At 62.5% G+C, this 18,848-nt stretch carries 22 protein-coding genes; 1 reads left to right on the forward strand and 21 read right to left on the reverse strand.

From position 1 onward, the window contains the following. Positions 1-39 precede the first annotated feature (39 nt). A complete protein-coding gene (locus tag SIN04_RS00365; protein WP_341263897.1) occupies positions 40-1,404 on the reverse strand; it encodes a hypothetical protein in 1,365 nt (454 codons plus the stop codon). Between the two features lie 197 nt (positions 1,405-1,601). On the opposite strand from SIN04_RS00365, the gene SIN04_RS00370 reads away from it, so the two are divergent. Beyond that, positions 1,602-2,336 (forward strand): helix-turn-helix transcriptional regulator, encoded by a 735-nt coding sequence (locus tag SIN04_RS00370; RefSeq protein WP_134493385.1) that lies wholly within the window; start codon positions 1,602-1,604, stop codon positions 2,334-2,336. Between the two features lie 97 nt (positions 2,337-2,433). Here SIN04_RS00370 and SIN04_RS00375 read toward each other — a convergent pair whose 3' ends face one another. The 20 genes from SIN04_RS00375 to SIN04_RS00470 form a co-directional block, all read right to left on the reverse strand. Next, complete coding sequence (locus SIN04_RS00375; RefSeq protein WP_134493387.1) at positions 2,434-2,754, reverse strand: hypothetical protein; 321 nt, start codon at positions 2,752-2,754, stop codon at positions 2,434-2,436. Positions 2,755-2,772: 18 nt separating this feature from the next. Next, positions 2,773-2,925, reverse strand: a complete 153-nt coding sequence (locus tag SIN04_RS00380; protein ID WP_341263898.1) for a hypothetical protein — start codon at positions 2,923-2,925, stop codon at positions 2,773-2,775. A gap of 76 nt (positions 2,926-3,001) precedes the next feature. Continuing rightward, positions 3,002-3,178 carry a hypothetical protein gene (locus tag SIN04_RS00385; protein WP_166796083.1) on the reverse strand — a complete coding sequence of 59 codons (177 nt, stop codon included), beginning with the start codon at positions 3,176-3,178 and terminating at the stop codon, positions 3,002-3,004. A gap of 34 nt (positions 3,179-3,212) precedes the next feature. Beyond that, complete coding sequence (locus tag SIN04_RS00390) at positions 3,213-3,734, reverse strand: DUF2726 domain-containing protein (RefSeq protein WP_134493389.1); 522 nt, start codon at positions 3,732-3,734, stop codon at positions 3,213-3,215. 144 nt (positions 3,735-3,878) lie between these two features. Beyond that, entirely contained in the window at positions 3,879-4,037 is a 159-nt protein-coding gene (locus SIN04_RS00395) for a hypothetical protein (RefSeq protein ID WP_166796084.1), read from the reverse strand. After that, positions 4,034-6,406 carry a type IV secretory system conjugative DNA transfer family protein gene (locus SIN04_RS00400; protein WP_244606065.1) on the reverse strand — a complete coding sequence of 791 codons (2,373 nt, stop codon included), beginning with the start codon at positions 6,404-6,406 and terminating at the stop codon, positions 4,034-4,036. Before SIN04_RS00400 ends, SIN04_RS00395 begins: the two co-directional genes overlap by 4 nt. A 3-nt stretch (positions 6,407-6,409) precedes the next feature. Continuing rightward, complete coding sequence (locus tag SIN04_RS00405; RefSeq protein ID WP_134493391.1) at positions 6,410-6,877, reverse strand: hypothetical protein; 468 nt, start codon at positions 6,875-6,877, stop codon at positions 6,410-6,412. A gap of 62 nt (positions 6,878-6,939) precedes the next feature. Continuing rightward, entirely contained in the window at positions 6,940-8,106 is a 1,167-nt protein-coding gene (locus tag SIN04_RS00410; RefSeq protein WP_134493393.1) for a hypothetical protein, read from the reverse strand. Positions 8,107-8,109: 3 nt separating this feature from the next. After that, the gene (locus SIN04_RS00415) at positions 8,110-8,631 is read right to left on the reverse strand and encodes a lytic transglycosylase domain-containing protein (RefSeq protein WP_244606066.1); all 522 of its coding nucleotides are present in this window, start codon (positions 8,629-8,631) and stop codon (positions 8,110-8,112) included. Next, positions 8,628-9,038 carry a hypothetical protein gene (locus SIN04_RS00420; RefSeq protein ID WP_134493395.1) on the reverse strand — a complete coding sequence of 137 codons (411 nt, stop codon included), beginning with the start codon at positions 9,036-9,038 and terminating at the stop codon, positions 8,628-8,630. Before SIN04_RS00420 ends, SIN04_RS00415 begins: the two co-directional genes overlap by 4 nt. Next, positions 9,035-9,253, reverse strand: a complete 219-nt coding sequence (icmT, locus tag SIN04_RS00425) for an IcmT/TraK family protein (protein ID WP_244606067.1) — start codon at positions 9,251-9,253, stop codon at positions 9,035-9,037. The genes SIN04_RS00420 and icmT overlap by 4 nt, the downstream gene beginning before the upstream one ends. A gap of 40 nt (positions 9,254-9,293) precedes the next feature. Continuing rightward, a complete protein-coding gene (locus SIN04_RS00430; RefSeq protein WP_134493399.1) occupies positions 9,294-10,466 on the reverse strand; it encodes a type IV pilus twitching motility protein PilT in 1,173 nt (390 codons plus the stop codon). Between the two features lie 20 nt (positions 10,467-10,486). After that, positions 10,487-11,443, reverse strand: coding sequence for a type IV secretion system DotC family protein (locus SIN04_RS00435; RefSeq protein WP_322843409.1), 957 nt, complete (start codon positions 11,441-11,443; stop codon positions 10,487-10,489). Then, positions 11,436-11,933 (reverse strand): DotD/TraH family lipoprotein, encoded by a 498-nt coding sequence (locus SIN04_RS00440; RefSeq protein ID WP_341263900.1) that lies wholly within the window; start codon positions 11,931-11,933, stop codon positions 11,436-11,438. The genes SIN04_RS00435 and SIN04_RS00440 overlap by 8 nt, the downstream gene beginning before the upstream one ends. A 63-nt stretch (positions 11,934-11,996) precedes the next feature. Beyond that, positions 11,997-12,437 carry a DUF805 domain-containing protein gene (locus tag SIN04_RS00445; RefSeq protein WP_322843411.1) on the reverse strand — a complete coding sequence of 147 codons (441 nt, stop codon included), beginning with the start codon at positions 12,435-12,437 and terminating at the stop codon, positions 11,997-11,999. Between the two features lie 48 nt (positions 12,438-12,485). Continuing rightward, on the reverse strand, positions 12,486-15,545 hold the full coding sequence (locus SIN04_RS00450) for an ATP-binding protein (RefSeq protein ID WP_322843412.1): 3,060 nt from the start codon (positions 15,543-15,545) through the stop codon (positions 12,486-12,488). 82 nt (positions 15,546-15,627) lie between these two features. Then, positions 15,628-16,104 carry a hypothetical protein gene (locus SIN04_RS00455; protein ID WP_341263901.1) on the reverse strand — a complete coding sequence of 159 codons (477 nt, stop codon included), beginning with the start codon at positions 16,102-16,104 and terminating at the stop codon, positions 15,628-15,630. 152 nt (positions 16,105-16,256) lie between these two features. Beyond that, positions 16,257-16,685: a hypothetical protein gene (locus SIN04_RS00460; protein WP_244606068.1), complete on the reverse strand. Its 429-nt coding sequence runs from the start codon at positions 16,683-16,685 to the stop codon at positions 16,257-16,259. A 100-nt stretch (positions 16,686-16,785) separates the two neighbouring features. Then, entirely contained in the window at positions 16,786-17,325 is a 540-nt protein-coding gene (locus SIN04_RS00465) for a hypothetical protein (RefSeq protein ID WP_134493415.1), read from the reverse strand. Between the two features lie 11 nt (positions 17,326-17,336). Beyond that, entirely contained in the window at positions 17,337-18,827 is a 1,491-nt protein-coding gene (locus SIN04_RS00470) for a hypothetical protein (protein ID WP_134493417.1), read from the reverse strand. Between the last annotated feature and the right edge of the window lie 21 nt (positions 18,828-18,848).

Here is an 18,848-nt window from a genome sequence, read left to right on the forward strand (position 1 = left end):
ACTACGCCGCCATCAGGCGCGCGCAGGGGCCGCGCTCTCCTACGCGCACCGCCCAACGATCAGTCGCATTAACCCGAGCCAGAACTCACGATCCGCCTCGCCGGAAGCCCCTCTCGACAAGTCGTGCAGAACGACGGGCGCGCCGGCGAGAGCGGCGCTCATCGTTTTGTGCATCCTCTCCTTGCCCGCCCAATAGGTTTCGTCCGAATATCCCATCGTCTCGACGATCGCCGTCTGGCGCCCGCCTGCCCCAACGCCCGTCGCCCGAAGCACGAAATCGGGAATGCAGGGGCCTCTTCCCGCCGCACCCTCGTCCGCGTTCCCGTGATCGAGGAGGTCGAAGACCGGCTTTTCAATTGTCATTGAAACGCTCCGCTTGGCGCCGATCCAGGCTTGCAGGCTGCGCAGCTGCGCCAGCGTTTGCCGCTCATAATCGCTGTCGACAAGCATCAGATGAGACGGGCTCGCGCAGGGATGCAGATAGGCCGAGACTATTTCGACCTCGCCGTTTTCCGCCGAGCGCCCGACGACGCATGCCCCAAGATAAGGCGCCCGGGCCGCGCGCGCCGCAGGCGTTTCCCTGGTTCCTCCGACGCCTTCTCCGAAAACCGCGACGCGTCCGCTGACCGCCAAAGGCTCCCCCGCCAGCGGCTCAAGAACCCCGGCCGAAACCGCTCCGATCCTGGCGATCAGCACCCCATGAGGCCGGGTTTCCTTGAACCGGCCTGCCGGCGCCGCCGCGACCTTTTCAAACAATTCCCCAAGCCGCCCCGGACTGGTGCAGAGAAATTCCGACAATTGCACGCCCTCGTCGATCTCCACATTTCGCGCTGCGCGCCAAATCGACTTGACCTGATCCACCAGCAACGGAATGCGCTCGCCGGCGTCCAGACGTTGGAGTCCCGCCGCATCGACCAGACGCATTAGAAGCCGCGCGAGCCGGGGCCGGCCATTGGCATGAGAGGTCCCTACGATCGCCTTTTCCAGCGGCGCGGATGCTTTCCCGAACGCCCGCGCGAGCCTTAGCGGCGCCGCTTGCACGCGGCCGTAACTTCGCAGGAAGGCTGCCTGCTCTGAAGGATCCCGGAAAAACGCGCAATCCTCGTGGTGCGCCGGCCAATGCGCGTCCTCATGCCGCCGTATGTGCGTCAAGGCGACGGGAACCAGAACCGGATGACGGCCGCCTTCTGGCCGGCAATTGCACAGAAACCACATGCCGCCGCTCATTTGCTGATAGCGGGCGACGACAGGCGCCGCGGCGGCGCGGGCGGCGGCATTCCCTCCATGCCGCCCAAAAGCATCTCGCAGCAGCCGATCTTCTTCCCGCGAGAGAATCGTTGTCCAATCAGCGCGTCCCTTGGGCGCCGCGCGCAACATTCCCTGATCGTCCCATCCGCCCCGCATGACACCCTCATGACGCCTGATGGCTTTCTACTGTTCGCAGCTGCAGAACTATAGCTCCCAATAGGGCCAGTATTGCCGCCTTATACCGTTCGATTACATGACGCTAAAACGGCCATTTATCTGGCCGCCGCCACATATTTGCCTTATTTCGCCGCCCAATAAACTATTCACTTTTAAGCGATTTCTGGAGCCTGGACGTGTATAATCTTGATACACTCGCCTTGGGAGAAATACTTGGTCTCGAGGCTACGAAGTCCGGCGACTCCCTCGAAGCTTTCACCGACAAAATTCGCGAACATTTCAATCTAAAAAACAGTATTTATGTCTGTCCTACGTTTCGTCCGGCCGAAGCTTCGCTACCTTTTTATCTGACGAATTACGATCAACGCTGGGTCACGCATTATACCAAAGAGAATTATCAGCAGATCGATCCTACATTTCAGGTCGCCATGCGGTCAGTCGCCCCTCGCGATTGGTCTCTCCTCCCCAGATCCACCCCCAAGGTCGCCAGATTTTTCGACGAAGCCAAAGACGCGGGAATAGGCCCCCACGGCATCACAATCCCGGTTCACGGACCAACGCCCGGAACTCTCGGCATTTTCACGGTCTCCTCGGATGACACCGACGCCTCCTGGCTTGGCCGCCGGCACCCGCTCGTCAGGGATATGGTCCATGTCGCCCATTATCTGCATCAGCGCGCCTGCGACGAATATGCCGACGGACCGACGATCGATCCCAACGTCATCACCAAACGAGAAATCGAGGCGCTTGAGTTCACATCGGACGGCAAGACAATCGCCCAGATCAGCGCCAGCATGCGCATCTCGCCGGAAACCGTAAAAACGCATCTCGATTCCGCGCGCTTCAAGCTGAAGGCTTTGAACCGGGTCCATGCGGTGGCCCGCGCCATCCGTACAGGCCTGATACGCTGAGTTGATCCCTACGATCCGGACGCTTTGATCCAGCCTCTTTGGCGGCGGCCGCGCCAGCACGCGTCCGCCGCTCCCCTTTTTCGCATCCCCTATGCCTCTACCGGCTCGCCAGCGGATTTGTGTCGCGCAGGGGTTGCCCCTTGGGCACGCAAGACGGCGGGTTAACCATTCCGGCCGCCAGGATCCCGCCGCCATTTACGAGACAGGAATATTTGCGCCCATCCTTTGTCGTCGCCGTGTAGTAAGTGTTCGGCGTCTTCTCCACTCTGTCGGACAAGGTAAGGTCGCTCGCCGGCACGCCCAATACGCCGGCGGTGTTGTCGCCAAGCCTGTCATCCGACAGCATTTGCGCCGCGCACCCTCCCATAAGCAGAACGCCGCCCAACGTAATTATTCTCAACACAGAAACCCGTTTCATCAATGCCTCCTCCATTCCTCAATGCAGCGCGTGGCGAATGACGTTGTGCGCCACCTCGCGCCCTATTCCCCAGCCAAAGCCATGCAACACCGACCGCATCAACCCTGGCCCGTCACCTGAAGCGAAAGCCACGGCGATGATCGCCGCTCCCGCCATCCACGCATATTTCACGATCGACCCCTTTTGCTGACGCCGGCTGGCGCGACCATTCACAGCGCGTCACGCGAGATGTTCCATCCGCCGAATGCTATCCGCGCCGATAATTGATAGAGTCCCGCCTCGCCAATTCGTCGCGCTCCCGCCGCGCATCTTCCTCTCGCCGGCGCTGCGCCAGATCGGCCTCCACGCGGCGGGCGTCTTCCTGCCGCCGGCGCTCGTCATTGCGCTTCATCTCCTCGAGCCGGCCGTATTCGTCTCCCGCCATTTTTCCTTCCTCCTTCCAGCTTTTCGTTGAACGATCAGACTCTGTCCCATTCCTCGCGAACGCCCGCGCCTACGAGCATGTTGCGCAGAACATCAACCGAATAGTTTCGCTTTGCCGTCACCCGCAAAAGCGGCATCCCTATTTCTTCAAACACAGCGTTGACGAAAACATCCCTCTCGCGCCGCGCGGGAAGAAGATGCGTCCTGTCGTCAACCTCGATCGCCGCTATCGGATCGAAAGTGAGCGCGCTGCAGATCACGAAATCGATGCTCTTGCCAAAAACCTTTTTGAGAGCCGCGCTCTTCCTGGCGTCGCTGGATCTTCCGTCCACGACAACAAGCTCGGCAAGGCGCACCTGCGCAAACACGCGATAGCCGCCACCGAGCGCCGCATCGAGCGCGCCCAAAAAGCATTTCTCGTTGGCGCTCAAAAATCTGCCCCGGCGATAAGACGCCCTTCCGCCCTTCCTTGAAAGGCTGACCCCTAGAACCAGCAGCACCGCCACAGCGGCATACAACAGCGCTAGAAGCGGTGGCATGCCCAATACGCTGTTCATCCCGCCCGCCCCTCCGTCCGCCCCTCGACCGCGTGGCAAAACGACAGCCTGGGCGCTGCGAAAGACCCACGCGCGTTCGCCCGGCAACGCGACGAATGAGACGCCGCCCCAACAAATCGCCTGCCGCCTCGCCGGCCGCTCCCGTCACTCATTGGCGAGACCTCTCCGTCGCGACGCCGCCGCGTTCCTCAGAAGCGAGCGGATGAAAACCACCATGAAAATGACGAAGGCCATCAGTAGCGCCGCGAGACCGAAATAGGGCGCGAAGTCGGCAAGGAAGCACAACACAATTGGAAGGATCATCGCGACAGCCCCGCTCTCTTGATTGCAGGCTCCATCTCTGCGGAAGCCCTCGCGTCAGCCTTCGCGCGCGCGGCGTTGTTGACCCCTTCGATCACCCCGGAGACATCGGCGACCAGCGCCGAGACGCGCGCCGACGCGCTTTCTTTCGGCTGAAGCGCATCGACTGCTTCTTCGCGCACCGCAAGCACAGTCAGAGCGGCGCCGCGCGCTGTCTGCACGGACGCCCCTGCCGCGACCTCGATTGCAATCAGGGCCTCCAGCGCCTTCGTGTCGATCGCCCCGGCCGGAACCTTTTGAACCGCTCTCGTCGCCGAGGGCCAACGGCCGCCTTCAAGCATTTCGGTAAATGGCGTGATGATTGTTCCGGCCGGAAGAGTCTCCATGAAGGGCGTTCCGCGCGCCGCAGCAATCGCCGCGCCGACGCAGGCGTCGGCATTTCCCCCTTCGGCCGCGGCGGCGGAGAACGCCGCAACCATCTTCGCAACCGTCCCCGACTGTTCCGCGCGCGATCCTCCCTTTCCGAGTCCCTGCTCGACCGCCCGCATCACCCCATCGATCAGATCGCACTCCGCCTTGATGGTTTTGAGATCCGGAGGTGGCAGCGCCAACGGGCGGTTGAGGCGCATGGGGCCCGACATATCGACGGCCGCGTGAAACAGCTTGGCGTAAATTCTGCGGCCGCCAAAGAGGATGATCGCTTCGCCCTCGATCAAGCTCTGCAGATCTTGCCAGTCGACGCGCGACACCTCACGCACTTCTGCCTGCCGCGCCTCCGAATATTCTCCCACGCCGCTGCTATTGTAACTTCCGGCCTGCGTGACGAAGGTCTTGCCCGCGGTGTCCTCGAGCCACTGCCGCGTCCTGTTGGCGTCCTGCTGGCGCATGGCAACAGTAAGATTGGCGTTGCCGAGCAGCGATTGCGTCTTCTCGCCCAGCCGCGCCCATATCCCCGACACTTCCTGAAAACCCAGCCAGAACATGAAATTCAGGCCGCGGCCCATCGCCAGCATTCGATCCATGCCGCTCGCCGCGTAATAGGCGACCTCGTCGAGCACGACATGGAACGGCGCTGGGCCCATCCCCGGCTTGTTGGCCACGATCTCGCTGTAATCGCCCTCAAGCCTCGATCCGAGCATCTGCGCCATCATCCCCCGCAGGGAGGCGACCACGATCTTGCCAAGCGAGGCGAGCCTGTCATCCGAGCTCTCGAGCGCGGGCAGGTTCACGACCAGAATGCGGCGGTTCAAAACGACGTCGCGCATGTCGACGTCGCTCTGCTCGACTTTGAAAATATGTCCCAGCGAGACCCCGAGCAGCTCAAAGGTCCGCGTGAAATAGAACACCGCGAAGCCGTGCTGTTTCGACGGCTCCTCCGTCTTCTGCTTGTTCCAGTCGAGCGTCATGTCATAGGCGGGTAGTTCGCCGAGATACGCTTTCAGCGGGTAGATGATGTCCTCTGGTATCGTTCCGACGTCTAGATCCTCGACCTTTCCAGTCACCGGATCGCGGACCTCGAACTTCTTCTTCATAGCAATCTTCCAGATGCACCGAAGTTCGAAGGAGGCGCGGATCGTATCGATATTCAGCGGGATGCCGTGATTGTCGCGCATCCAGACCAGCACGGGCGCCATGGTGCCGACGAGCGCCACCGCGCGGTCGCGAAACACCTGGTTCGAATCGCCGCCCGCCGATTCCCCAAGCTGGCTCGACAGCATCTCTCCGATCGCATCGGCGTTGCCGACCGCGAACGGATTGAACGTATTGCTTTCCTTCGCCCCACTCGCCACCATGAAATTCAGGCACAACACATCGTCCTCGCGGCCAAACCGGCGGGCGAGGGCGAGCACTTCTCCGTAAAGCTTGTTGTCCGCCTTGCCGTCCACGAGCACGAAGCCGCTGGCATGGGTCAAGGCATTCGCCAGAAAGCTGACGATCGCCGTGGTCTTGCCGGCGCCGGTCGTTCCCGGCACAGTCGCGTGCTGCCGCGCATCATCCGACGAGAGCCATAATTCGCGCCGCTCCAGGTCGCGGCCAAGATAGATTGTGCCCGCCGCCATGCGCGGGCGCCGCAAGGCCGGGTCCGGATAGTTCCAGTCCTTTATTCCGGCGCTTCGCGGCAGTCTCATCGGCAGCGTGACCCGCCGCGTCAAAACAAAGGCGGCGTACAGCAAGGACGTCGGCGCGATCAAATCGACCAGCGAGGGTTCGACGAACATCGCCCCCGCGCCCCCCGCAAGGAGGAGCGCCGAGGCGTCGCTCATCAGCCCGGACCAGAGCCGCGTCGTCAGGGGACGGATGTCGCGCAGGCGCTGAGCGCCGCTACGCTCGAACCGCTCCTGCGGCCCTTTGATGTCCCGCTGGATCACCACGGCCTAATTAAGCCCGAACACGCGCGGCCCCGAAGGCGCTCCCGCCGGAGCCGCGCCCGGCGGCGGCGTTACCCGCGGCGCTTCTTCCAGCTCTCTGAGAACAGCGGGCTGTTGCGCGGCGGCGAGGCGCCGTTCAACAGGTGGCGTATATGGCTCAGAACCTCTGGAAGCGACCACCGAACGCGTCCCGGCCCCGCCGCCGCCCGCCTTATAGGCGAACACCCCGACGAAGCCGAGAAGGCCGCAAATGACGAAAATCGACAAAAGGCCGCGTCCGCCGCCCGTATTGGCATTCGACCCGTGGCCGCCGGCCGGCAAATATCCCGCGAGCGGTGCGCCCGTCAGGCGCGGATCGGGGTATAGTTGTCTCGACGGATCGACGGTCAGGTGCAAATGCACGTCAAAATGAAACCTGACGCTTTCCGCGTTCTGGTCCTCTGTTTTCGCTTTCTCCGCGACTTCTTCAGCCATTGATCATTCTCCCAACCATGAACCTGATCCAAAGGCTCACTCGAACGCGCGCGAACGCAAAATTACCCCCGACGTGATGCCGGCGACTTCGTGCTTTCATGTCCAAGCCGGATCATCTTGATCGCCCGATCGACCGATGGCGCCGGCACCGGGCGTCCAACCAGTCTTTCCGCCGCCCAATGATCTCGCGCGCCGATCGCCTCGATCCTCTGGCTCGGGTGCGGATGCGCCCGAGGTCCATCGATCTCGAAGCCAAGGGAGTGCAGCGCGTACCAGAGCCGCCGGTCGACGAGCTTCAGGAAAGCGAATTGAGCCGGCGCGAGAACGCCTCCCCGCAGCCGCGCCTCGCATAAGACGCTCATCAACCCCGTCGTCGTGAAGAAATGCCGACCCATCATTTCGAGCACGGGCGTTATCACGCTCTTGTCGGAAAGATGCCCATCCGCCAGAGCCACCACGTCAGCTGGAAAAGACAACGCCTTCTCCGGCCCGGCGCGACCATCGTGTTTCCTTTTGGGAAGCGATTCCGCGAGATCCCCCAGCAAAGCGATTGCTTCGCTCCGCTTGCGGGCGTGATGCAGCGCCATCACTGCAAGCATGCACCTCACATGCGGGCGCGCTTGATCAATGCCGCGCCACACCTCCCCAAGCTGCCGCGCCAGTTCCTTCCGCGCCATTAGCGCGTCAAATGCGCCATCCTTCCCGCTCGCCCAGGCCGCGACCCACTCCACCATATTCAAGGCCGCATCGCCCGGTCGCGGCTCCCCTTTGCGGATGGCGGACAAGCCAAGACGACGCCCCACGAAGGCCGCCGTGCTGCGGAACCCTTTCGCCTGTTCCGCCATGAGACCTTCGAGATCGAGCGCGCGACTAAAACGCGCCGACGCCGCGCGCCGAAAACAGAGCGCGGCGAGAAGCAACGACAGTCCCATCGCCGGATAGAGAAAGAACCGTCCAATCTCCCGAAACAGACGCACAAGCTGGTCGAATGTCACGCGGGCGGGATTCGCAGTCAGCACCTGCGCATCCGCGCGATCGAAGCGCTCCGTGAACTGGTGAATGACCCTCATTTGCCAATGCGCGACCTCCATTGCGGCCTGGCTGACTTCCCGATGATGAAAATACCATGCCGCCCAGCACAGAACGCCGCTCCCGACGACGATGACGATCAGGCTGTAGCCAGTGTGATCATTCTCCGGCGTCCCGCCCGAATGTGCCGATGCCGCCATCGCCTACCTCCCGTCAGCCGCGCTCGCCTCGGCGAGTTCAATCTCCGCCTGGCGGCGCAGGCGCAGGACATGCGCCTGTACCTGCTGCAGATATTCCTGCTTGTATTTAGGCGTATGCGAATGATAGAGGGCGACGCCCTCCCAAATATCGCCGCCCGCCTCGTCGAGGCCCTTGCGCAGGATCCAGGCGCCGCCTTCAATGTTGGCGCAGAAATTATCGCGCAACGCCACATAGGTTGCTTCAGGCGAGGCGCGCCAATGCTCCGCGAGCTTGCCGATCCATGTGTCGTTCACCTGCATCGGGCCGATATCAACCGTCTTGTTTGTGTTCTGGCTCACTTTCCCCAGCCTGCCGTTCTCGACATTCAACAGAATGACGAGCAAATCCGGCGGCAACTGATAGAGGCGCGCCGCCGCCATGAGGCACTCGCCGACGACGCTCCCGTCCGTTGCGTACTCGCCCGCCAGCGCAGGCTGCCCCGCCACGAGGAGAGACGCCAGAACCCCGCCAAGAACTGCTTTCACGATTTCCTCTCCCTGTTCCTGATGCGCGCCGTGGCTTCGTCGAAGACACGGCCCAACTCCACCACCATGATCCCCCGCGACGTCGATGCCTGCGCGATGGCCTCCATCACGGCCAGCATGACCCCGGTAAAAGCCGCGCCGCCAATTCGTTTCACCCGCCAGCTGAGAAGCGCCTGAATGTCCCGCTCCAATTCAAGCGCGAAGCCGCCTCCGGTTACGTCGCGCATCAACGCCTCGCCCGCGAACAGAAACACGGGAAGCAGCCCATGCGCGGCCACGGCCGCGTCCACCGGAATCACCACCTCCACACCCTGCGCCTTGTCTTCGAGAATGATCGGCCGTCCACCCTCTTCGAGAAGGCGCGTCAATACGCTGCCGACGAAATCAATGTCGAGATCGCCCTTCACGCGAGCCTCCGCCGTTTCCACGAGGGAACCGCCGGCCGCAGCGGACCGACGAACAGGCGACGCAGCATTCTGAGGGCTGTGGGCATGGTGAGTCCGGCCCAGCTGATAACCGAGAAGAAGATAATGCCGCTCATGGCGATGTAGAATGTCGTCCAGCACCAATAGACGACGAACACCAGCAACGGTAGGCACGCGCGCGCATCAAGAACCAACACCTTTACTGGCCGCCCAGTATCTCTCCACATTCTGAAACCCTCACTCCAGTTCGCGCCGTACATCGGCGGCCGTTTCTTCATCGATCCGGCCCTCTTCCAAAGCGATCGCAATCGCCTTTTCATAGGACTGGCCGTCTCTTTCGAGGGCTTCCATCGTCAGATGCGGCCAATCATCGGCCGCAGCGCTCGCAAGTTTGTCCCTGAATTTTTTTTCGAAAACCAAAAACTCTCTGAGCGGCGTCCATTTCCCATCCGGGCGTTTGACCAATCGCTGATTGATCACCAACCTCAGGGACTGCGCACAGGAGATCATCGCTTCCTTGAACTGTTCCGCCGGCAGCAGGCTCGCGACGCGCTGCATCGTCAGCGCGACGTTTTCCGCGTGGAGCGTCGTCGCCGCCGCATGCCCCGAGATCGCCGCGTGAATGACGGCCTGCATATGCTCGGGCTTGCGGCACTCGCCGACGATGATGTCGGTTGGCTGGCGACGCATCGCCCCGGCCAACGCAAGATCAAAGCTCTGGATGTTGCGCGGGATCTCGCTCTGGTTGATGGCTGAAGTAGGGCTTTTCACCCGGTCGAACAGAAACTCGATCGGCTCCGCGAATTCGATGATGTTGCGGTGCGAGGCCGGATCCACGAGCTTCGCCAGCGTCATCCCGCCTATCAACGTCGATTTGCCCGATCCGGTCGCGCCCGACACAATCATCAAACCCTTCTTCATCTGAAAAGACGACAGGATCCCGGCTTCGACATTCTGTTTTTCGAGAGGCGGCGGCAGGTCTTTCACCGGTCGGATCGTGACGTTGGCGCCATCGCCCCGGCTCGTCACCGTGCCCGACACATTGACGCGAAACCGCAGCGTCGTCGTCCGGCTGACGCCGATCACATACATGACGTTGAGGTCTTTGCCGCCCTGCAGGCGCGCCATGCCGTCCGCGCCGTAAAGATGGTTTACGATTAACGCCGCCTCCTTTTCGTCCAAGGGTGGCCGACTAATCTTGTGGTTCTCGCCGTAAAGGCGAAACGAGGCGGGCTGCCATGTCGTGAACATGATCTGCTCGGCGCCGAGCCGATGAACATGAGACATGAAGGAGTCGAGCCCAGGCGCATGTCTGCGCGGCTCCGTGACCCAGGCAAGCCCTTCGTCTGGCCAGGCATAACGGTCGGCGGCGCCGGCTCGCGCCGCGCCGCTCTCTGGATGATCGAGCATGACGCTCTCTTTCCGCTGGATTATTTAGGACAATTGGTCGTCGTCGACGGCCAGACCGCCTTGTTCGCCAGCAAGCCCCGCTGCTCGGTGATCCGCGCGATCTTGTCGCCCGCGCGCAGTTCCGCGCCGCCGCCGTTCACGACGCTGTTCTCAAAAACAACTTTCGGGTTTTCAACGACGCCGGCCCGAAGCAGAACGCGATAGCGGGCCATCCCAATGATGTCGCGCTGCAGCCGGCCGAGATCGGACAGGAAGATCTCGACGCCCTGTTTTTCGCCTTGCGCCCAACCCTCGGCGACAAATTTATTCCAGTAAGCCGCTTCAGGCTCCGTCCGCGGCAAGACCGCTTCCGAAGGGCGGCGCGGCCAGCCCCAGTCCCGCACCAGATAGGACCGCCAGTTCGGCGGCGCCGAAGCCAGTTGCGCCTGCCTCGTGATCGAATAAACGCACGCCGTTTCGCGCGCCACCTGCCCCGCATCGCCGAGCGCAAACGCCATCTGCGCCTGCGACACGATCGGCGGGCGCATCAGGATCTGGCTTGAACCGTGATGAAGAACGAGAGGACCAAAGTCGTAAACGCTGTCGAGCGACGCTTCGTATCGCCGAAGCATTTCATTGATTGCGAAGGATCGCGCCGCCAGACCACCTTGCGCGCCATAAGCGAGCCCGGCGGCGTGCAGCACCTCTTCTCGCCCCGGTTCGAGGCCGCTCCCCGGCCCGGTCGCTCCGGCCCGCGCCGCCTGCAGCGTCTCCAGTGACGGCGGGCGCTCGCCCCCCACGACCGCCGGAACTTGCGCGGCTCCGGTCACGGGTTTGTTCAACGGATTGCCAAGTTCATGCGCCGCGTCATCGACCACGGCCGGCGGCGGCATGGGCGGAACCGGCATGATCGTCACGCCGTTTTCCGCAAGCGCCGGGCAGACGGGAAGAAGCGCGGCGAGCAGGGCCGCGCGGTAAATCCTCCGCAAATTAGACATGATGGATGACCTCGATCGTTTGATGCTGCGGATCGACCCGGACCGTCGCCTGGCCCCCGGCGTCCTCGCCGATCTGCTCGAGAAGGTCGTAAATGCGATGCGGCCCGCTGTAGATCCCGATGGCCAGCGGTTGCGCGTTCGATGGCGCGCTGATCGCCACCCTGTAACCGATCGTCCGCCCCAGCGATTCGATGGCTCCGTCAAGCGGACCATTCCACTCAAAAGCGACGACGCGATCCAGTTCGGCGGGAACGATTATGGGAAAGGCGCCGGCCGCCTTGCGCGGTTGGAGGCGCCCTATCCGCCCCATCTCGATATCGACCTCCTGCATGCTTTTCTGCAGAGCGAGTTCGGCGTTCGGCATTCCGGTCGTGGCGACAGTCGTCGGAACTTCGACCGACGCGCAGCCCGCGAGCGGCGCGGCGAAAAGCATCGCCGCCGCGCTGATCCTGTTTCTCCATCTTGTTCGGTGTTTCAGTGTATCCGACATGCTGTGCTCCCATCGTCCACGATCCAGCCTAGTGGCCGAGCGCGCGAACGGGATGCACGAAATTCAATATCTTTTCGGCGGTGCCGAAACCCAGCTCAGGCTGTCGTCCCAGCGCCTGCCGCCTCGCGGTTTTTTGCGCGAGCCATCCATTTCCGCAATCGCGCCGCCAAACCGGTTGTCGCCCGGCGTCCCCCGCAAGCAGTAAAACACGAACAATAAGAGATGGCCTATGATGGTCAGTCCGACCAACATCCACCAGCCGGTCCGGCCGATATCGTGCAGCCGCCTTACGCCGACAGCGATCGACGGCAGCCAATGCACGAGGTTCACGAGCCAACAAAGCGCGCCGACCCCCAAAAAGCGGGGCGTCAGGACTAGGGCGTCAACGATCGACGCCCCCATGGAAAACAGAGTCGCGAACAGAAAAAAGCACCAGAACTCCGAACGCGCCGCGCGCCCTTCAAACAAGGCATAGTTCCGCATCGCCGCCAGATAGGAATTCATAGGGATATCCTTTTCTTGCCCCGCATCCGGCGGCCCTGCTCGACTCCGCTATTCGGCGGCGATCGCCATCTCGTCCTCTTCGTCAGCATAGGGTCGAAGCTTAAGAGCGATCCCTCTGCCGTCGATCAACTCGTCCGCCAAATCATCGATCACGCCGGTCTGAGCGCGCGCGTCCACCTCGCCGCCGCGCAACCGGTCGGATTTTCGCCGCTCGATCTCCTTTAGCGCGGAGCCTGTCGGAAAGACCTTGGAGAGCCGCCGGAGCGCCTCGCTGAACCCCACCTTGTCATAGAGCCGGTTGCGCAACGCAGTGTCGCCTGGCGTCGTCGACAAGGCCCATAATTCGATCGGGCCAAGCGTATTGACCAGCAGCTGCTCGTATTTCGAGTTATCGACCTGCAAGACCGCCAGGAACGGCGCGCCGTTCGGCCCCGGGCCGTGTAGCCCGTGCCGCACGATTGCGGCGCTGGCCTCGGAAAGATTGAAGCGGGTGATCACCTCTTCCGACTCCTTCTCGTCGCCCGCCCGCAGCACGAAACGCCCCGTCGACTGGCTGATCAGGGCGTCGCCCATGTCGGACAGTCTCTGGCTCGAGAACCCCAGCTGAATATTGTGTTTGCGCCCCTCGCGCGCGTCGAGCTCCGCCTGCGCGCGAACCTGCGGACTGCCGAGGGTGCGATGCCATTCGTCATAGTCGAGCCGCTTGACCGTTTCGTAGATCTCCTGAAAGCGGCGCGCGTGATAGGAGCGGACAGGCAACGGCACGTAACGCAGGTAATCGGGTTTCAGAAAAAAGTTCCGGGCGAGGATATGGCGCCCCAGCAGATACATCATTTCTGTCTGGCGATTGGAGGCGGCCGATCCTGTCGGCGCGACTTCCTGCAGATCGAGCACGATGATTCTGGCCGGGCCGAAATCGAGTTTCGTCGGACTGTTCAAGGTCGGAAACTTGCGGATCGCGTCGTAAATGTAGCGCTCGAAGAGTTGCGACGCCTGCTCCGCGGTCAGCGCGATCTTTAGATTGGCGAACATGTCCATGACCTGTTCGGAGCGCGCCGCGCTGATCAGATCCTCCAACACCGGCACCGCATGACGCTGCGCGATCTCAGCGAGCCTGTATTCGCGCACATTGCACAACGCCGTGACGACATCCCGCCAGAGCGGATCCTCCGCATGCAGCTCTATCCTGTGTTTTGCGATCGCCGCATCAACCATCTCCTCGACGCCGCGCCGATAGCGCTTCGGCGAGGCTCCGGGCACATCCGTGCAAAGACGATATGCCTCATCAACGACAAGCCCGATCATCTGCGCCATTCCTTCGAACGGCGTGCTCTCCTCCGGCGGCAACGTAAGCAGCGCCAGAAAATTCTGCAGGAACGCCTTCTCCAGCGGCAAAGGCTGCTCGCATCCGACTTGCAAATCAAACACGTTGAACTCATAGCCCGGCGCGAACTGCATCGTGGTATAGATCGCCTCATGCCGGCGCTCCGGTCCCAGCGCTTCCTGGATAAGCCGCACAAATCCTTCCGCCGACGAGCCGATGTCCACCTTCCCAATAAGCGGCAGTTTCGCTCCCCGGCCGTCCAGCACCGCGGGGCTGAGACACAGCCCGATGTTAATCGTGTTCGCCATTACGGATTTGCCCGATCCTGGCGGCGCTACAAAAATATCAATCACCAGAGGACGCTTCGATCCCCCCGACGGGTCATAAGGCCAGATCGCCCCGTTCGGCAGCCGGAACAGGACGCTGCCCTGTTCCCATGGAGACACGGTATGATTCCACGGCAACATCGGAAGGGCATCGCCGAGCAAGGCGAGCGCGGGATTGCCTGTCGACGCCAGCGCGAGACCCGGCACCGAACTCATAACCCCGTCCAGCGGGTCGCCCGCGATGCGCGCGGTTTTGCAATTGCCCCACCCCTCGACACGCTGCGAGAGCGTCGAGGCGCGGCGCCGAAGTTTCCGCGACTGCCCCACCGGAGCCCATGTCGCGAAGGACGCACGCAGCTTCACGCTGATATGATTGTCCTTCTCGCGCGCCGACCGCAGCATCGCGAAGGCGCGCTGCAAATCCCGATTCGCGGGAAAGATCGACAGGAATGACGCGCCGATTTCCTTGAACGCCATGCCGGCGCGACCGCCGCCCTCGAGAATGAAGGAGCATCGCCAAGGCAGCCGGTCCTGACCGAGGTAGCTGGCGAGTTCGACGAACGGGCGTGGATCCTCCGGCCCGATCGTCATATCGACGCTCACATACTCATTTTCGCCAATCTCGACCCGCTGCCCGCCATGCGTCACAGCGTCCGCGTGAAACATCTGGCTGCGCAACGATGGCCACAAAAGGCCTTCCTTTCCCGGCCGCTTCACGTCCTCTTCCGGCAAGCGCGGCATGACTTTGTCGCCGACCAGGATAGGACTCCATTTGGAGGCGACGGTTTCCCGATACATCGCCTCCCGGCTCGCGATCAGCGCATCCTTCGCCGAAAGCTCCGTCGCCGCGACATCGAGCCCGTGCAGGGCCGCCGCGACGCGCCTGACAAATCCCGTGTGATGCGCAGCCATCAATTCACTGCGTAAAAAGAAGCGCTGCGAATCGCCGATGGCGGGGCATTGCTTCGCCGCCGCGGCTTTCTCCTCGTTCATCTGCTTGACCTCTTCCTTGGTCAACACAGCGCGACGCGTCCAGAGAATGAGATAGGACGCCTCCCAGCGCATGGTGGAGGCCCAAAGCCGCAAGCGTTCGTCGAGAATATCCTTCAGATCAATTCCGAGTTCGTGGGCGACATGCCGGCACGCGTCCATGTTGACGCGCTCAATTTCACTGATCGCCTGATCCGGATCCGACAAGTACCACCCGACGATGGCATGGCCCTTGTTCTCCAGTGTGCCGGACAGATCCAGTCTCAGCGACGACGACAACCTCTCGATGTCGGCGCGCGTCGCCATTCTTTTCATGCCGCCGATGCGGATGAAGGACAGGTAATCGCCCTGCTTCGTCACAAGCGCATCGCCGTGCGAGGTCTCCACGTCGCAATAGCCGGCAAGCGGCTGTTTCAGCGCCAATGAGATGCCGGCCAACATCCGTGAAATGCTATTCAACACGATCATCTCCCGACTTTTGAGTATTCCAGGGATCTCAAAACGCACGTTAGCGCTCGCACAGTTGGGAGCGCCCCTCCTCGCGCCGCGATTATCGCGGCGGCGCCCCCAGCGCCGCGATGAGCTCTGGATAAATATCCTTGCCATTGCGGTAGAAGCGCCCCAGCGGCAAAAGCCTAAGTCCCCCGAGCAGCGTCGCGCGTTGAGAATAGATATCCGGCTTGAGGCCAAGCAGCGCAAAGCCAAGATTGCGCGGCGAACAAGTTCCGAGCAAAGCCTCAACCTTTTCCGACCGCGCGCGCAGAGCCATGGACGCCGCGAAGGCCGCTTCCGAAGCCGCTGCGCCCGCCGCTGGGGCGCGGGCCACGTCGGCCGGCAGTCCATGGACCGCCAACGTCGCGTGGACGCCGCGCGCCAGGGCGTTGAGCGCTCCCTGCGTCAGTTCAGGGATCCAGACCAGGGTTGCTTCTTCGTCTATCGTCTCGCGATCCAGATGTTGGGCGAGATGACATAGGACGCATGCGGCAACGATATTCTCGCCCGCGTGGTCAAGGTGGTCGCCGTTCAAATGAAACGGCTCCTGCCAGCTTGCGGTTTTAAGACCGCAAAACCGGCAGGAGCCGTAACTGCCGCTTCCCTGCGGCTTGGACGAAGGCTCCTCACACGACACAAGAGCCGACGTATGAGCCGACAGGGTGAGCGGCAGTAGACGCATGGCGCTTACTGGAACGTCACCGCTGCGGAGGTATCGGTGATCGTCGCGTTGGCGCCGGTCGCCGTGTTCGCCGCTTTCTGGATCCAGTTGCCGCCCGTGACCAGCAAGCCGGTCAAAACGAGACCCGCCACGCCGGCGGCGACCTTCCCGGATTCACGATTTTCCGGCTGACGCGACTGCCACAGATACCAGGCGCCCGCGATGAAGGTGATCAGAGCCCCAACATACATGGCGGTCGAAGCTGCGAAGCCGCCGGAGGTCGAGAACTCCTGCGCGATGGTCTGAACCTGCGAGCCGATCGTCCCGGTCGCCGCGAAGGCGTTGCTCGAGGCAACGCCCATCCCGGCGAGCGCGGCGACGAAGGACCCCACCCGGCGGCGAACAGGGTTAACCAGAATGGTAGACGTTGTGTATTTGACAAGATCGAATTTCACCAGATCTCTCCTGAACATCGAACTGAGTGTGGTACTGAACGAGGACCTCCCCCGCGAGATCCAGACTGGCAGCGGTGCTTGCGAACGCCAAAATCATTTCTCAGGCCGTGGCCTGAAAAACCCCCGCCAGCCACGTCGTAATCGTGAGAATATTTACCAACATGATGCCGAAGGTGAACTGCACCAGGCATCCACCCTGACTACGGTTGCTCCTTCCATTGATCACCGATCGCCACGCCACTACGGCGAAGAAGCACGCCATCGCTCCAAACGACTGAAAGAACGCCTGGAATAGCGTGACGACGTTCACCACAGTGTCCCCAGGCGCCGTCCCAATGACCGTGCCGACCGTCGGGGCGACATAGCTGGTCAACGCGCCGACCGAGACCTGCAGGCTCGTTCCCGCGCTCGCGTTCGCCATCGTCAACACCTTGTCGAAAGACGCAAACGCGCCGCAGAGAACCAGCGACACGAAGGGAATCCACGGCCGGCCGTGGAAGGGGTTGCCAGGATGCGCCATCATCCAGAAACCCCAGGCAGCGAAAAGGAAGCTCGCGAGCGCCATGAGGTAACAGAATGTCGGGAGGAGGATCGCCATGGCATTGCCAATCTCTCCGGCGAAATCAACGAGTCCCTGCATTTCCCGCCCTCCTACTGGATGACGCCGCGCTCAGTCTGGACGACCCATGCGGCGCCGCGCTGGTCTATGCTCTTGACCTTCCCATATCCCGGAATGCTGGCGCCGATGGCCACCTGCAAAGGGCCTTCCTGATCGCCAGGGCCGTCGATCGCCGCCAGCATGGCGAGGCCCGGCGACGCCGCCTGAATGCGATAGCGACGCTGCTCATCGGCGGCGGCGGGAGCGGGAGCCTGCATCGTCAAGGAAGCCGTCCTGATCCCCGGAGCCGATGGGCCGATGGACTTGCCCGGCGCAGGTGTCGTTTTGGCCTGCACAGCGTCTCCGGTCGCCTCTCCAACGGCCTTGACGCTCTCAATCGCCCTCTTCGCCTCACTCAGCGAAAGCCGCCGCTCGAAATCGTTGATTTTCGATTCGGTCGCAGCCGCCGCTCCAACCTGCGCCGCTTTCAGGGCGACAACTTCCGCCTTCACTTCGCGCAACAGCGTCCCAAACTCAGTCACGAGCGCAAGCGCCTCGGTGTCTTTCTTGCCGCCATCGACAGCAGCCGAAGCTTGCGCCGGAGCGATGCTGGGCGCAGCTGGCGGGATCGGCGCCGGCGGGGGCGCGACCGCTTTCATTTCGTCCGTCCGCACCGAAGCGACCCTTACATCAACGTCATTGCCGATTCGCGGCTTACTTCCAGCGCTCCCTGTTTCGAGAATGACGGCTTCCGCCTTTCTCTCCGTCGCAGGCGCCGCAGCCGCGGCAGAGGTCTCACTCTTGGGCGTCGCGTCCGCTGTCTTGACTTCCTCATGCGTCGTCTGCGCGCTCGCCGCCTTCGCCGCTTGCTCGACAGGCGCGCCCGCGCTGGTCGTCTTCTCCAGCGCCGGGGTCGTCGGCTCGCCTTTTTTGACGGGATCCTGCTTAAAGGACAGGATCTCCGTAAGCTGATCGTTGCGCTCACCAACGACGGCGGGCCTCGATCCAGCGGCGTCAGTGGCTTCCCGCTCCGGAACCGTCGCGAGCGCCGCCGCTGGCGCCATCAAGGCTGGATGCGGCGGCCCTCCCTGCGGCACCCCCACTTCCGAGACCTGGACGGGTTTCGCGGTCTCTCCCGAAAGACTCACAAACACGCCGCCGGCCGCAGCGGCGAGCGCAACAATTGACGCCGCCCCGATGAACGCTGGACGTCGCCAAAGCGGCGCGGCCGGAGCAGACGCCGGCGGCGCCTCCGACCCCACCGCCCCTTCTTCGATATTAACGGTGGACGCTGCCGCAACCTCTCCTTCGTCGACTTCCTCACCGCTTTGATCCGGCTTCCGGCGCAACCGCCCCTGCATCGAGATCACAGCGCCGTTCAGCCGGTCGCGCAGCGACCGAATCGCACTGCCCGATTGGACAACAGGTCTCTCGTCGGCAAATATGGCAAATGGAGCTGCCGTCTCTCCGGGCAACGCCACGGGCAGTTCGTCTCCCTCGGCGTCGATTACCCCGACGTCCGACCTGGCTAAATGCAATGTCATCGCGCACACTCCTTTGATTGG

It is taken from the genome of Methylocella tundrae, assembly GCF_038024855.1.
Classification (GTDB): Bacteria; Pseudomonadota; Alphaproteobacteria; order Rhizobiales; family Beijerinckiaceae; genus Methylocapsa; species Methylocapsa tundrae.